We start from the raw sequence: 15,174 nt of genomic DNA on the forward strand, positions 1-15,174 counted from the left end.
GGCACGGGCGTGGCTCGGGCCGGCCACGGTGACGCGGCCGGCCCGAACTGGTCGGATCAGAGTCCGACGTGCTGCCGGAAGCGCGCGATCGCCGCGAACTCCTGCACGTCGAGGGACGCGCCACCGACGAGCGCGCCGTCGACGTCGGGCTCGCGGAGGAAGCCCGCGATGTTGCCCGACTTGACGGAGCCGCCGTACAGCACGCGCGTCGCGGCGGCGAGGTCCTCGCCCCACGCGGCGGCGATTCCCCGGCGGATGGCGGCGCACTCGTCCTGCGCCTGGTCGGCCGACGCTGCCTGGCCGGAACCGATGGCCCAGACGGGCTCGTACGCGACGACGATCTCGGACGGCTGCACGGCGTCGAGGACGACCTGCAGCTGCTCGACGGCAACGACACCGGCGCCGCGTTCTTCACGCTGCTCGCCGGTCTCGCCCACGCACACCACCGGGACGACGCCGTGCTTGACGGCGGCGGCCGTCTTGGCGGCCACGACCTGGTCGCTCTCCCCGTGCATCGTGCGGCGCTCGGAGTGTCCGACGATCACGTACGCGGCGTCGAGTGCCGCGAGGAACGCACCAGAGACGTCACCGGTGTACGCACCCGAGTCGTGCTGGGACAGGTCCTGGGCGCCGAAGCGGATCGGGAGCTTGTCGGCCGAGATGAGCGTCTGCACGCTGCGCAGGTCGGTGAAGGGCGGGAACACCGCGACCTCGACGTCGTCGAAGTCGTGGCGTGCGTCCTTCAGCGTCCACGCGAGCTTCTGCACGGTCGCGATCGCCTGGAGGTGATCGAGATTCATCTTCCAATTGCCGGCGATGAGCGGAACGCGATTCATGCTGCACTCTCCACAAGCTTGCCGGCGATGAGCGGTGTTCGGGTCATCGGGTCCATCCGAGTGCTTCGAGACCGGGCAGCGACTTGCCCTCGAGGAACTCGAGGCTCGCACCGCCGCCGGTCGAGATGTGGCCGAACTGGTCGTCGGAGAACCCGAGCGACCGCACGGCCGCGGCGGAGTCACCACCGCCGACGACCCCGAGGCCGTCGACCTCGGTCAGGGCCTGCGCGACGGTCTTCGTCCCCGCGGCGAAGGCCGGGAACTCGAACACGCCCATCGGGCCGTTCCAGAACACGGTCTTCGACCCGGACACCGCGCGGGCGAACCGCTCGGCCGTCTCCGGACCGATGTCGAGGCCGATGCCGTCGGCACCGAACGACGACGACTCGATCGCGTCAGCGGCCACCGTCTCGTGATCGGCGTCCGCTGCGAAGCCGGATGCCACGACGACGTCGGTCGGCAGGTCGATCGTCACGCCGAGCTCGTCCGCGCGCGACAGGTACTCGCGGACGACGTCGAGCTGGTCCTGTTCGAGCAGGGACTTGGCGACGCCGTGGCCCTGAGCCGCCAGGAAGGTGAAGAGCATGCCGCCGCCGATGCAGAGCGTGTCGACCTGCGGGAGCAGGTGGTCGATCACACCGAGCTTGTCGCTGACCTTCGATCCGCCGAGCACCACCGTGTAGGGGCGCTCGGGGGTCGCGGTGAGGCGCTCGAGCACGCGCAGTTCGGTCTCGATGAGCCCACCCGCAGCCGAGGGCAGCACCGACGCGAGCTCGTAGACCGAGGCCTGCTTGCGGTGCACGACACCGAACCCGTCGGACACGAAGGCGTCGGCCATGGCGGCGATGCGCTCCGCGAAGGCCTGGCGCTCGGCTGCGTCCTTCGAGGTCTCCTCCGGGTTGAAGCGGAGGTTCTCGAGCAGCAGGACGTCACCGTCCTGGAGCTCGTCGGCTGCCGCACCGGCCAGGTCACCGACGGTCTCGTCGACGAACTCGACCGGCTTGCCGAGCAGCTCGGCCAGACGCTGCCCCACCGGCGCCAGCGAGTACTCCGGTGTCGGCGAGCCGTCCGGGCGACCGAGGTGCGAGATCACGATGACGCGAGCGCCGGCCGTGATGAGCGTGTTCAGCGTGCCGAGGGACGCGCGCACGCGCCCGTCGTCCGTGATGACCCCGTCCTTGAGCGGGACGTTGAGGTCACACCGGACGACGACGCGCTTGCCGGCGAGGTCACCGAGGTCGCCCCAGTGACCGGGGCTCCCCAGGGTTCGGAGGCTCATGTGTTACAGACGCTCGCCGACGTACTCGGTCAGGTCGACGAGGCGGTTCGAGTAGCCCCACTCGTTGTCGTACCACGAGGTGATCTTGACGAGGCCGCCGATGACCTTGGTCAGGCCGGAGTCGTAGATCGAGGAGTGCGGGTCCGTGGTGATGTCGGTCGACACCAGCGGGTCCTCGCTGTAGAGCAGGATGCCCTTCATCGGGCCCTCGGCTGCTTCCTTGTAGGCGGCGTTGATCTCGTCGACCGTGACCTCGGACTTGGTCTCGAGGGTGAGGTCGGTGATCGAACCGGTCGGGACCGGGACGCGGAGCGCGAAGCCGTCGAGCTTGCCGGCGAGCTCCGGCATGACGAGACCGATGGCCTTGGCGGCACCGGTCGAGGTCGGGACGATGTTGAGTGCGGCCGCGCGGGCACGACGGGGGTCCTTGTGCGGGCCGTCCTGCAGGTTCTGGTCGGCGGTGTACGCGTGCACCGTCGTCATGAGCCCGCGCTCGATGCCGAACTTGTCGTGGAACACCTTGGCGAGCGGCGCGAGGCTGTTCGTGGTGCACGACGCGTTCGAGATGATGTTGTGGTTTGCCGGGTCGTACTGGTCCTCGTTCACACCGAGCACGATGGTGACGTCGTCACCGGTGGCCGGGGCGGAGATGATGACCTTCTTGGCGCCCGCGTCGATGTGCTTCTGCGCGTCGGCGGCCTTGGTGAAGAACCCGGTCGACTCGATGACGATGTCGACACCCAGGTCGCCCCAGGGGAGGTTGGCGGGATCGCGCTCCGCGAGGACCTTGATCGGCTTGCCGTCGACCACGATGTTGTCGCCGTCGAGCTCGACGGAGACGCCGAGGCGACCGGTGATCGAGTCGAACTTGAGCAGGTTCGCCAGAGCGGCGTTGTCCGTGAGGTCGTTCACAGCGACGATCTCGAGGTCGCTGCCCTTGGCCAGAGCGGCCCGGAAGAAATTACGGCCGATGCGGCCGAAGCCGTTGATGCCGATCTTGACGGTCAATGGTTCTCCTGGTGGGTGTGGAGCGCTCGGAGGGCGCTGCTTGTTCGGAGTCGAGGGCCCTGCGACAGGCCCGCGTGTGCTGGACGATACGCCCGCGACGTCGCCCTCACGACCCTAGCAGTCGGAGCTTCAGCACCCGTTCGTGTGACGTGCAGACGGGCGTCAGGCGCCTTCGAGCTCCTCGGGGACGCTCGCCTCGGTACCGGGGACGTCGAGCTCGACGGCGCGCTTGTCGGCCATCGCGAGCAGACGGCGGATCCGACCGGCGATCGCGTCCTTGGTCATGGGCGGGTCGGCGTGCTGGCCGAGCTCGTCGAGGGACGCGTCACGGTGGGCCAACCGGAGCGACCCGGCGTACCGCAGGTGGTCGGGGACCTCGTCGCCGAGGATCTCGAGTGCGCGCTCGACCCGTGCGCAGGCGGCGACGGCCGCCTGGGCGGAACGCCGGAGGTTGGCGTCGTCGAAGTTCACGAGCCGGTTCGCCGTGGCGCGGACCTCGCGGCGCTGACGCATCTCCTCCCAGTCCGCGGTGGTGCGGGCCGCGCCCATCGCGGTGAGCATCTGTCCGATCGCCTCGCCGTCGCGGATGACGACGCGGTGCACACCGCGGACCTCGCGGCCCTTCGCGGCGATGCCGAGGCGCGAAGCGGCTCCCACGAGTGCCATCGCCGCCTCGTTGCCGGGGCAGGTCACCTCGAGTGCGGCGGCCCGGCCGGGGTCCGTGAGGGTGCCGGCGGCCAGGAAGGCACCTCGCCAGATCGCGGCGAGGTCCTCGCGGTTGCCCGTGGTCAGACGGTTCGGCAGACCACGCACCGGACGACGGCGGGCGTCCATCAGACCGGTCTGCCGTGCGAGGGTCTCCCCCGCCTCGAGCACGCGGACCAGGTAGCGGGTCCCGCGACGGGACGATGCCGTGGAGCCGACCGAGGCCTCGCTCCGGACGCCGTACAGCTCGGCCAGGTCCTTGCGGACGCGGTGGACGATGATCCGCGTGTCGACCTCGACCTCGACGGCGATCCTGCCGGAGATGACGTGCAGGCCACCCGCGAACCGGAGGATCGTCGCGAGTTCGGCGGCACGGACCGTGTTGCGGCCCACGGCGACCCTGGCCAGTTCGTCCTTGACCTCGGCAGTCAACGGCACAGCATCATTCCTTACGTTCAGTCGGTGGTGGGGTTCTGCATCCCGGTGGCGCACACGTGTGGAGCGGCCGGTGGGACGGTCACTCCCGGCCGAGATCTCGGTTCTTCACACGCACGGCGACGTTGGGCATCCCACGGAGGAGGCTCGCCAACTCGGCGACGATGGCGACCGAGCGGTGCTTGCCGCCGGTACAGCCGATGGCGATCGTAGCGTGTCTTTTGTTCTCGCGCTGGTACCCGTCGAGGACCGGCTCGAGCACGGCGGCGTAGCGGTCGACGAACGTGCGGGACCCCGCCTGCGCGAGGACGTACTCGGACACGGGTGCGTCCAGACCGGTGTGCGGACGGAGTTCCGGCACCCAGTACGGGTTCGGGATGAACCGCACGTCGGCCACCATGTCGGCGTCGGCGGGCAGTCCGTACTTGAACCCGAAGCTCATCAGCGTGACCTGGACGCCGGTGAAGCGGTCCTCGGCGAACTTCTCGGTCACGGTGTTGGCGAGCTGGTGGATGTTGAGGTCGGACGTGTCGATGATCACGTCGGACGCCTCGCGCAGCCCGAGCAGCCGCGTGCGCTCACGGGCGATGCCGTCGAGCAGCGTGTCCTCGCCCTGGAGCGGGTGCGGTCGCCGGACCTGCTCGAAGCGCCGGACGAGGACCTGGTCGGTCGCCTCGAGGAAGAGCACCCGGACGCGGGCCGAGGTCGCCGCCCGGAGTCGTTCGACGGCGTGTTCGGGATCGGTGAAGTAGCGGCCCCCGCGGACGTCGACCACGGCGGCGAGCTTCGGGATCTTCTCGCCGGCGCGGTCGGCCAGGTCGGTGAGCGGGCCGAGCATCTGCGTCGGCAGGTTGTCGACCACGTACCAGTCGAGGTCCTCGAGCGCCTTGCCCACCGTTGAGCGCCCGGCGCCGGACATCCCGGTCACGATCAGGACGTCGTGCTGCGGACTCGCATCGGTGTCGGTCATCTGGAGATGTGCTCCGTCGTCGCTGCCCGGGCGCGTCGCTCGGGCGGGCCGGGGGCCCGCAGGGGCGGGCCGGGGTGAGTGTGCTCGGGGACCAGGCTATCGCCCGTTCGGGGGTCGCGGACCCGACGGCCGGGAGGACCGTGGTGACGTCACGACGGCAACTGCGGACCGCCGCCGGTCACCTCGGGGACCCGCACCGGGCCTGCTGTCCGGTCTGCGCTGCCCGGGCCGCCGTCGGCGTCGGGCGCGCTGCCGGGACCGGGGGCGCTGCGAGGCCCGGGGGCGCTGCCAGGCTCGGGGGCGCTCGTGGGTGACTCCCCCGTCGGCACGCTGGCCGGCACCGTCTGCAGCTTCCGCACGACCGCTGCGGCGGTCGCCGGGCCGACACCCTGCACCTCGCCGATCTCGTCCGCCGTGGCGGACCGCAGGCGGGCGACCGAGCCGAAATGCTTCAGCAGCGCGCTGACGCGGCTCGGCCCGAGACCGGGGATCTCGGACAGCTGCGTGCGGACGTCGCGCTTGCGGCGGCCCCGCTGGTGGGTGATGGCGAACCGGTGGGCCTCGTCGCGGATGCGCTGGATGAGGAACAGGGCCTCGGAGTTGCGCGGCAGGATCACCGGGAAGTCGTCGTCGGGCAGCCAGAGTTCTTCGAGGCGCTTGGCGATGCCGACGAGGGCGATGTCGGTGACCCCGGCCTCGTCCATCGCCCGCTTGGCTGCGGCCACCTGCGGCTGCCCGCCGTCGACGATGAGCAGCTGCGGGCGGTAGGCGAAGCGCTTGGTCGGCTTCTCGACCGCGACCACGCCCTCGGCGTTCTGGTCCGGCTGGTCCGGCAGTTCGGCGTCCTCGTCGAGACGGGCGAGGCGCCGCGTGAGCACCTGGTGCATGCTGTCGGTGTCGTCACGGGTCTCGGCGATCGAGTAGCGGCGGTACTGGTCCTTGCGCGGCAGACCGTCCTCGAAGACGACCATCGACGCGACGACGTTCGTGCCCTGCAGGTGCGAGATGTCGTAGCACTCCATGCGCAGGGGCGCCTCGGACATGCCCAGGGCGTCCTGGATGTCGGCCAGCGCGGCGGCACGCGTGGTGTAGTCGGCGGACCGCTTCGTCTTGTAGAGCATGAGCGCCTGTTGCGCGTTCTGCGAGGCCGTCCGGGCGAGCCCGGCGCGGTCGCCGCGCTGCGCGGTGCTGAGCTTCGTGCCACGCCCCCCACGCCGCTCGCTGAGCCACTGCTGCAACGCGTCGGCATCGTCCGGGAGCTCCGGCACGACGACCTCGCGCGGGGGCTCCTCGGTCGTCGGGCTGGTCAGTGGACCGCCGGCCCGCGACGACAGCTCGGCATCGGCGTATACACCCTGCACGATCTGCTCCACCAGCTCGCCCGTCGTGATGTCGAGCTCCTTGTCGACGACCCACCCGCGGACACCGCGGATGCGACCACCGCGGACGGAGAACAGCTGCACGGCGGCCGCGAGTTCGTCCTCGGCGATGCCGAACAGGTCGAGGTCGACCGAGTCCTTGAGCACCACCGCGGACTTCTCGAGCACGGCTTCGAGTGCCCCGACCTGGTCGCGGTACTTCGCCGCCTGTTCGTACTGCATGGCGTCGGCCGAGGCCCCCATGCGCTGCCGGAGCTCGGTGATCACGCGGCGGTCGTAGCTGTTCATGAACCGCACGAACTCGTCGACGAGCGCGCGGTGCTCGGCGATCGTGACGCGCTGCGAGCACGGGCCCCCGCACTTGCCGATCTGCCCCGGGAAGCACGGCTTGCCGGTCTGCATGGCGCGCTTGTACGACGAGTCCGAGCAGGTGCGGATCGGGAACACCTTGATCATCAGGTCGATGGTGTCGTGCACGGCCCAGATCTTCGGGTACGGACCGAAGTACTTGGCCCCCCGGATCTTGCGGTTGCGCGTGACCATCACCCGGGGGGCTTCGTCGCCGAGCGTGATCGCCATGTACGGGTACGACTTGTCGTCCCGGAACTTGACGTTGAACGGCGGGTCGAACTCCTTGATCCAGGTGTACTCGAGCTGGAGTGCCTCGATCTCGGACCCGACGGTCGTCCACTCGACGCTCTTCGCCGTCAGGACCATGCGGCGGGTGCGTTCGTGCAGGGTCGGCAGCGGCGCGAAGTAGTTGCTCAGCCGAGCGCGGAGGTTCTTCGCCTTGCCGACGTACAGCACCCGGCCGTTGCCGTCACGCCATCGGTACACGCCCGGATCGGTCGGGATCTCACCGGCCTTCGGACGCCACGGGACAGTGTCCGCCACCTACCGCGCACCTGCCCGCTGCTTGTCGGACCCGGCACCGCGCCCGAGCGTGCCGGTCTCGGAGACCTTGCGTGCGCCCACCGAACGCTGCTTGCCGACCCGTGCGTCCTGCGCCTCGAGGATCTCGCGCAGGAACACGCCCGTGTGGCTCTCCGGGACGTCGGCGACGTGCTCGGGCGTGCCGGTCGCCAGGACCGTCCCGCCGCCGGAGCCACCTTCGGGACCCATGTCGATGACCCAGTCGGCGGACTTGATGACGTCGAGGTTGTGCTCGATCGTGATCACCGTGTTGCCCTTGTCGACCAGGCTCTGCAGCACGAGCAGCAGCTTGCGGACGTCCTCGAAGTGCAGACCGGTCGTCGGCTCGTCGAGCACGTACACCGTGCGGCCGTTCGAGCGTCGCTGCAGCTCGGTCGCGAGCTTGACGCGCTGGGCTTCGCCACCCGACAGCGTCGTGGCGCTCTGGCCGAGGCGGACGTATCCCAGGCCCACGTCGACGAGGGTCGCCATGTACCGGTGGATGGCGGAGATCGGCTCGAAGAACTCGGCTGCCTCGCTGATCGGCATGTCGAGGACCTCGGAGATGTCCTTGCCCTTGTAGTGCACCTGCAGCGTCTCGCGGTTGTACCGCGCACCGCCGCACACCTCGCACGCGACGTACACGTCGGGCAGGAAGTTCATCTCGATCTTGATGGTGCCGTCGCCCGAGCAGTTCTCGCAGCGGCCGCCCTTGACGTTGAAGCTGAACCGACCGGGCAGGTACCCGCGGATCTTGGCCTCGGGGGTCTCGGCGAACAGCTGCCGGATCCGGTCGAACACGCCGGTGTAGGTCGCGGGGTTCGACCGCGGGGTGCGGCCGATCGGTGCCTGGTCGACGTGCACGACCTTGTCGAGCTGGTCGAGCCCCTTGACCCGGGTGTGCTTGCCCGCGATGTGGCGGGCACCGTTGAGCTGGTTGGCGAGCACCTTGTACAGGATGTCGTTGACGAGCGTCGACTTGCCGGAGCCGCTGACGCCCGTGACGGCGGTGAAGACGCCGAGCGGGAAGTCGACGTCGACCTCGCGCAGGTTGTTCGCGCGCGCGCCCTGCACGGTGATCACGCGCTTCTTGTTGATCGCGCGACGCTTGCTCGGCATGTCGATCGCGCGACGGCCCGCCAGGTAGTCACCCGTGATCGACTCGTGGTTCTCGATCATGTCGGCGTACGACCCCGAGTGCACGACGTTGCCGCCGTTGACCCCGGCGCCCGGGCCGATGTCGACGACCCAGTCCGCCGTGCGGATGGTGTCCTCGTCGTGCTCGACGACGATGAGCGTGTTGCCGAGGTTCTTCAGCTTGACGAGGGTGTCGATGAGTCTGCGGTTGTCGCGCTGGTGCAGCCCGATGCTCGGCTCGTCGAGCACGTAGAGCACACCGGTCAGCCCGGACCCGATCTGCGTGGCGAGCCGGATGCGCTGCGCCTCGCCGCCGGACAGCGAGCCGGCGCCACGGGACAGCGTCAGGTAGTTCAGGCCGACCTCGAGCAGGAACTCGAGCCGCGCGCGGATCTCCCGCAGGACCGCTGCGGCGATGTGCGCTTCGCGGTCGGTCAGGGTCAGGGTGTCCATGAAGGCGTAGGCGTCGTCGAGGCTGAGCTGGGTGACGTCGGCGATGCTGCGGTCGGCAACGGTGACGCCGAGGACCTCGGGCTTCAGGCGCGTGCCGTCGCAGACCGGGCAGGGCACTTCGCGCAGGTAGCCCTGGAAGCGCTGGCGCTGCGAGTCCGACTCGGCCTCGGCGAACTTGCGCTCGATGTAGGGCATGACGCCCTCGAACCCGCTGGTGTAGCGCATCTCACGGCCGAAGCGGTTGCGCCAGGACACCGAGACCTCGAAGTCCTTGCCGGTGAGGATGGCTGCCTGCACCGTCGGGTCGAGCTGGCTCCACGGGGTGTCGAGCCGGAAGCCGAGCTCCTTGCCGAGGCCGGCCAGGAGCTTCTCGAAGTACGCGTACAGACCGCTCGTGCCGGTCCACGGCAGCAGCACGCCGTCCGCCAGCGAGGCCTCGGGGTCGCCGAGCACCAGGTCGGGATCGACCGACATGCGCGTGCCGAGGCCGGAGCACTCGGGGCACGCGCCGAACGGGGCGTTGAACGAGAACGTCCTGGGCTCGATCTCGGTGAGCGCGAGGGGGTGGTTGTTCGGGCAGGACAGGTTCTCGGAGTAGGTCCGGACGGCGCCGGGGCCCTCGTGGTCGACGAGGTCGATCGCCACCGTGCCGTTGGTCAGGCGCAGCGCGGTCTCGAGCGAGTCGGTCAGGCGTCCGAGGATGTCGTCGCCGGCCACCAGACGGTCGACGATCACCGAGATGTCGTGCTTGACCTGCTTCTTGAGCGTGGGCGGGCTGCTCAGCTGGATCCGCTCGCCGTCGACGATCGCCCGCGAGTACCCCGAGGCCGCGAGCTCCTGGAAGAGGTCGACGAACTCGCCCTTCTTCTTGGAGACGATCGGCGCGAGCACCTGGAAGCGGGTGCCGGTCTCCTGCGTCATGAGCTGGTCGGCGATCTGCTGCACGCTCTGCTTGCTGATGACCTCGCCGCAGACGGGGCAGTGCGGGATTCCGATGCGCGCCCAGAGCAGGCGCATGTAGTCGTAGACCTCGGTGATGGTGCCGACGGTGGAGCGCGGGTTGCGGTTCGTCGACTTCTGGTCGATCGACACCGCGGGCGACAGACCCTCGATGAAGTCGACGTCGGGACGGTCGACCTGCCCGAGGAACTGGCGGGCGTAGGCCGACAGCGACTCGACGTACCGGCGCTGTCCCTCGGCGAAGATCGTGTCGAACGCCAGGGAGGACTTGCCGGACCCGGACAACCCGGTGAACACGACGAGCGAGTCGCGCGGGATCTCGAGGTCGACGTCCCGCAGGTTGTGCACGCGCGCACCGCGGACGCTCAGCGTCGTGGTGTCGTGCGGTGCGGTGCCGCCGGGCAGGTGCAGGTCTGCGGGCTCGAGGTCGGAACGGTCGGCGTCCGGCCGGTCGTCGTCCGCGGCGCCGCCGAGGGCGTTGCTTCCGGGCGTGACAGGGCCGCGATCAGAGGTGATGGTCATCGCCCACGAGTCTACGAACCGATGCCGACATTCGGTTCCGGTTCGGTGTCAGACGAATGCGTCGAGAGCGAACGCGACGCCGGAGGCCTGCTCGCTCGCCTGCCAGAGCCGAGCTGCCTCGGTGCGGTCGTGCGCGCGCGGCTCGGCGCGGACGACGACAGCCGGTCCCCGCAGCTGGAAGGCACCGCCCGGACCCCAGTACTCACCCGAGCGGACTCCGGCACCGACCGTGGCGTGCACGAGCGGCAGCGCACCCGCGTCCTTGCCCTGGGCGAACAGGCGTTCCCCGGGTCGGGTCCACGCGGGCTCGTCGCGCGCCGGGGTGACCAGCGGGCGGGACGGACCGAGGGAGTCGAGCGCGAGGCCCGGGTGGGCGACGACGCTCGACACGGCGGACCCGGCGTCGGCCAGGCGCTCGGCGAGCTCGAAGCCGAACAGCATCACCGCGAGCTTGCTGCGGCCGTACTGCCGGTAGCCGGAGTAGTGCCCCGCGCCGAGCGGGTCGCGACGGTCGAGGGCGGCCCAGCGGTGTGCGATCGAGCCGAGGTGCACGACGCGCCCACCCGTGCGCTCGAGCATCGGCAGCACGAGCCCGGTGAAGGCGAAGTGCCCCAGGTGGTTCGTGCCGACCTGCAGCTCGAGGCCCTGCGCGGTGGAACGTTCGGCCCGCGAGCCCACGACCCCGGCGTTGTTGAGCAGCGCGTCGACCGGACCGAGGTCCTGCAGCGCCGTCGCGGCCGCGCGGACGCTGTCCAGGTCGGCCAGGTCGACGTGCAGGTGCTCGAGCACCGCGGTCGGGACCTGCTGCCGGATGCTGCGCGCAGCTGCTTCTGCCCGTTCCGCACTGCGCGTCGCCAACACGACCCGGTGGCCCGCGGCGGCGAGCTGTTCGGCCGCGTGGTACCCGAGCCCGGCGCTCGCGCCCGTGACGACGACGGTGCGGGGTCGAGCTGCGTCGGCCTCAGCGGACATGGCCGGCCGACTCCATCTGCCGCAGTGCCTTCTTGAGGTCCTGGACCTCGTCGCGCAGGCGCGCGGCGAGTTCGAACTTGAGCTCGGTCGCGGCCTGGAGCATCTGGTCGTTGAGGTCGGCGATGGTCGCCTCGAGCTGGGTCGCGCCCTCACCGGCGATGCCCTCGCGCTTGAGCGACGGCGTCGGCGCCCGGCCGCGGTCCTTCGCGCTGCTGCCGCGACGCTCGAGCAGCGCCTTCGTGTCGTCGTTCTCGCGGTTCAGCTGCTCGGTGATGTCGCCGATCTTCTTGCGTAGCGGCTGCGGGTCGATGCCGTGCTCGAGGTTGTAGGCCACCTGCTTCTCGCGGCGACGGTCGGTCTCCTCGATGGCCTGCTTCATGGAGTCGGTCATCTTGTCGGCGTACATGAGCACCTGACCCGACACGTTGCGGGCGGCACGGCCGATGGTCTGGATGAGCGACGTCGACGAGCGCAGGAAGCCTTCTTTGTCGGCGTCGAGGATCGCCACGAGGGACACCTCGGGCAGGTCCAGCCCCTCGCGCAGCAGGTTGATGCCGACGAGCACGTCGTAGACGCCCTGTCGCAGCTCGGTCAGGAGCTCGACACGCTTGAGCGTGTCGACGTCGGAGTGCAGGTACCGGACCCGGACGCCCGCGTTGCCGAGGAAGTCGGTCAGCTCTTCGGCCATGCGCTTGGTCAGGGTCGTGACCAGCACGCGCTCGTCCTTGTCGACGCGCTGCTGGATCTCCTCGAGCAGGTCGTCGATCTGGCCGTCGGACGGCTTGACGACGATCTCGGGGTCGATCAGGCCGGTCGGGCGGATGATCTGCTCGACGACACTGTCGGTGATCCCGAGTTCGTACTTGCCGGGTGTCGCCGACAGGAAGACCTTCTGCCCGGCACGCTCGAGGAACTCTTCCCACTTGAGCGGGCGGTTGTCCATCGCGCTGGGCAGCCGGAAGCCGTGCTCGACCAGGGTGCGCTTGCGGGACGCGTCGCCTTCGTACATCGCGCCGATCTGCGGCACGGTGACGTGCGACTCGTCGATCACGATGAGGAAGTCGTCGGCGAAGTAGTCGAGCAGGCAGTGCGGTGCTTCGCCGGGCATGCGCCCGTCGACGTGCCGCGAGTAGTTCTCGATGCCGGAGCAGAAGCCGATCTGCTCCATCATCTCGATGTCGAAGGTGGTGCGCATCCGCAGGCGCTGGGCCTCGAGCAGCTTGCCCTGGCCCTCGAGCTCGGCGAGGCGTTCGGCCAGTTCTTCCTTGATGGTGCCGATGGCGCGGTGCATGACGTCGGTGTCGGCGACGTAGTGCGACGCCGGGAAGATCGAGACCGCAGGGAGGTCGTCGATGACGTTGCCCGTGAGCGGGTGCAGCGAACTCAGTGCCTCGATCTCGTCCCCGAACATCTCGATGCGGATCGCGTGCTCTTCGTACATCGGGATGATCTCGATGGTGTCGCCACGGACCCGGAAGGTCCCGCGGGCGAAGTCGACGTCGTTGCGCTGGTACTGCATCGCGACGAACCGGCGCACGAGCTGGTCGCGCGAGATCTCCTGGCCGACCGAGAGCGCCACCGAGGCGTTCATGTACTGCTCCGGCGTACCGAGGCCGTAGATGCACGACACGGTCGACACCACGACGACGTCACGACGACTGAGCAGCGAGTTCGTCGTCGAGTGCCGCAGACGCTCGACCTCGGCGTTGACCGAGGAGTCCTTCTCGATGAAGGTGTCGGTCTGCGGGACGTACGCCTCGGGCTGGTAGTAGTCGTAGTACGACACGAAGTACTCGATGGCGTTCTTCGGCAGCAGACTGCGGAACTCGGTGGCCAGCTGCGCCGCCAGGGTCTTGTTGTGGGCCAGCACGAGCGTCGGGCGCTGCACCTGCTCGATGAGCCAGGCCGTGGTCGCCGACTTGCCGGTACCCGTCGCGCCGAGCAGCACCACGTCGGTCTCACCGGCGTTGATGCGCCCGGCGAGTTCGGCGATCGCCGCGGGCTGGTCACCGCTCGGCGAGTACTCGCTGATCACCTCGAACGGGCGGACCGCGCGGGCGGGTTCCATCGTCACTGCCATGCGGTCAATGCTAGGCGCGCCCACCGACACCTCGCCGGTCTGCTCGCCGACGGCGTACCCCTCGTGCTGCAGGGCGTATCGTCCCGGAAGAGCAGGCTCCGAGGACGCTGATAAGAACGGTCCCTAGCGTCTCGTTCGTACAGCAGCACCCCGATCGATCCTCACTCCCCCGAAGAGGCCCCCATGACGACGGCGACCCCAGCGGCACCGACGAAGGGCACCCCGTTCCGCGGACGCATCCGCGGGCGCGTGCTCATCCTGCTGTGCTTCATGTACGCGATCTCGTACATCGACCGCACCAACATCTCGACCGCACTCCCCCACATCACCGAGGAGTTCGGGTTCAACGAGGCCACCGCCGGCCTGATCGTGTCGGCGTTCTCGCTGCCGTACGCCCTGCTGCAGGTGTTCGGCGGCACGATCAGCGAGAAGTTCGGCCCGCGCAAGGCCCTGTTCGTCATCACCGTCATCTGGGGCGTCGCGACGCTCTGGACCGGCTTCGCGGTGGGCTTCTGGACGCTGTTCGCCGCTCGCGCCCTGCTCGGCCTCAGCGAGGCAGCCGCCTTCCCGACCGCGACCCAGGCGATGAGCCGCTGGATCCCCCGCGACCGGAACGGCTTCGCACAGGGTGTCGTGCACTCCGCGGCCCGGCTCGGCAACGCGCTCGCCCCCCTGGTCGTCGCGTACTTCATCGCGATCAGCGGCTGGCGACTGGCCTTCTTCGCGACCGCCGTGCTGTCGTTCGCGTGGGCCGTCGTCTGGTTCGTCTGGTTCCGCGACAAGCCGGAGTCGGCCAAGGGCATCACGCAGGTCGAGCTGTCCGAGCTGCCGCCGGTCGAGACCCGTGCGACCCGGCCCCCCGTCCCGTGGCGCCAGATGGCCAAGCAGATCCTGCCGGTCACCTTCGTCGACTTCGGCTACGGATGGACCCTCTGGGTGTTCCTGACCTGGCTGCCGACGTTCCTCAGCTCCACCTACGGGCTGGAGATCGGCGACTTCGCCCTGTTCACGACGCTCATCCTGCTGGCGGGTGTCGTCGGCGACACGGTCGGCGGCATGCTGAGCGACCGCATCATCCACCGCGGCGGGAACACCCGGAACGCCCGGCGCACGATCCTGGTCATCGGGCTCGGCGGGTCACTGCTGTGCCTGATCCCACTCGTCATCGGCCAGGGGCTGCTCGTCGCGACGATCTCGCTCGCGCTGTCGTTCTTCTTCCTCGAGCTCTGCAACGCCAACCTCTGGGCGATCCCGATGGACGTCGCCCCGCAGTGGTCGGGGACGGCGTCCGGGTTCATGAACACCGGGTTCGGCGTCGCAGGCGTCATCTCGCCGATCGTCTTCGGGTTGCTCATCGACGCGAGCGGGTGGCAGCTCCCCTTCGCCCTGTCCTGCGCCCTGCTGTTCGCCGCGGCGGTCGTCGCGTGGTTCATGAAGCCGCAGCGCCTCACCTCGACGGACGGCGTGCTCGAGGTCGGGACGCCGACGGCGGAGCAGCAGGCCTGACCAAGACCACGTGACGGACT

The 15,174-nt window shown here is 69.5% G+C and carries 10 protein-coding genes; 1 reads left to right on the top strand and 9 read right to left on the bottom strand.

The annotated features are described in order from the left end of the window. Positions 1–56: 56 nt before the first annotated feature. The 9 genes from tpiA to uvrB form a co-directional block, all read right to left on the bottom strand. Positions 57–836, bottom strand: coding sequence for a triose-phosphate isomerase (gene tpiA / locus DEJ13_RS09610; protein WP_111106277.1), 780 nt, complete (start codon positions 834–836; stop codon positions 57–59). A gap of 43 nt (positions 837–879) precedes the next feature. After that, entirely contained in the window at positions 880–2,115 is a 1,236-nt protein-coding gene (locus tag DEJ13_RS09615; protein WP_111106278.1) for a phosphoglycerate kinase, read from the bottom strand. 3 nt (positions 2,116–2,118) lie between these two features. Then, on the bottom strand, positions 2,119–3,123 hold the full coding sequence (gap, locus tag DEJ13_RS09620; RefSeq protein ID WP_111106279.1) for a type I glyceraldehyde-3-phosphate dehydrogenase: 1,005 nt from the start codon (positions 3,121–3,123) through the stop codon (positions 2,119–2,121). Positions 3,124–3,285: 162 nt separating this feature from the next. Then, a complete protein-coding gene (whiA, locus tag DEJ13_RS09625) occupies positions 3,286–4,266 on the bottom strand; it encodes a DNA-binding protein WhiA (protein ID WP_111106280.1) in 981 nt (326 codons plus the stop codon). A gap of 79 nt (positions 4,267–4,345) precedes the next feature. Continuing rightward, positions 4,346–5,233, bottom strand: coding sequence for an RNase adapter RapZ (gene rapZ, locus DEJ13_RS09630; protein WP_111106281.1), 888 nt, complete (start codon positions 5,231–5,233; stop codon positions 4,346–4,348). A 149-nt stretch (positions 5,234–5,382) separates the two neighbouring features. Beyond that, the gene (gene uvrC, locus DEJ13_RS09635) at positions 5,383–7,506 is read right to left on the bottom strand and encodes an excinuclease ABC subunit UvrC (RefSeq protein ID WP_111106282.1); all 2,124 of its coding nucleotides are present in this window, start codon (positions 7,504–7,506) and stop codon (positions 5,383–5,385) included. After that, positions 7,507–10,596, bottom strand: a complete 3,090-nt coding sequence (uvrA, locus tag DEJ13_RS09640) for an excinuclease ABC subunit UvrA (protein ID WP_111106283.1) — start codon at positions 10,594–10,596, stop codon at positions 7,507–7,509. A gap of 48 nt (positions 10,597–10,644) precedes the next feature. Continuing rightward, on the bottom strand, positions 10,645–11,568 hold the full coding sequence (locus tag DEJ13_RS09645) for an SDR family NAD(P)-dependent oxidoreductase (protein WP_111106284.1): 924 nt from the start codon (positions 11,566–11,568) through the stop codon (positions 10,645–10,647). Further along, positions 11,558–13,636 carry an excinuclease ABC subunit UvrB gene (gene uvrB / locus DEJ13_RS09650; RefSeq protein ID WP_111106353.1) on the bottom strand — a complete coding sequence of 693 codons (2,079 nt, stop codon included), beginning with the start codon at positions 13,634–13,636 and terminating at the stop codon, positions 11,558–11,560. The genes DEJ13_RS09645 and uvrB overlap by 11 nt, the downstream gene beginning before the upstream one ends. Before the next feature lie 195 nt (positions 13,637–13,831). Here uvrB and DEJ13_RS09655 point away from each other — a divergent pair, with 195 nt between their 5' ends. Then, entirely contained in the window at positions 13,832–15,154 is a 1,323-nt protein-coding gene (locus DEJ13_RS09655) for an MFS transporter (protein WP_111106285.1), read from the top strand. The last annotated feature ends 20 nt before the right edge of the window (positions 15,155–15,174 follow it).

The sequence above is a fragment of the Curtobacterium sp. MCLR17_007 genome (assembly GCF_003234655.2).
Classification (GTDB): domain Bacteria; phylum Actinomycetota; class Actinomycetes; order Actinomycetales; family Microbacteriaceae; genus Curtobacterium.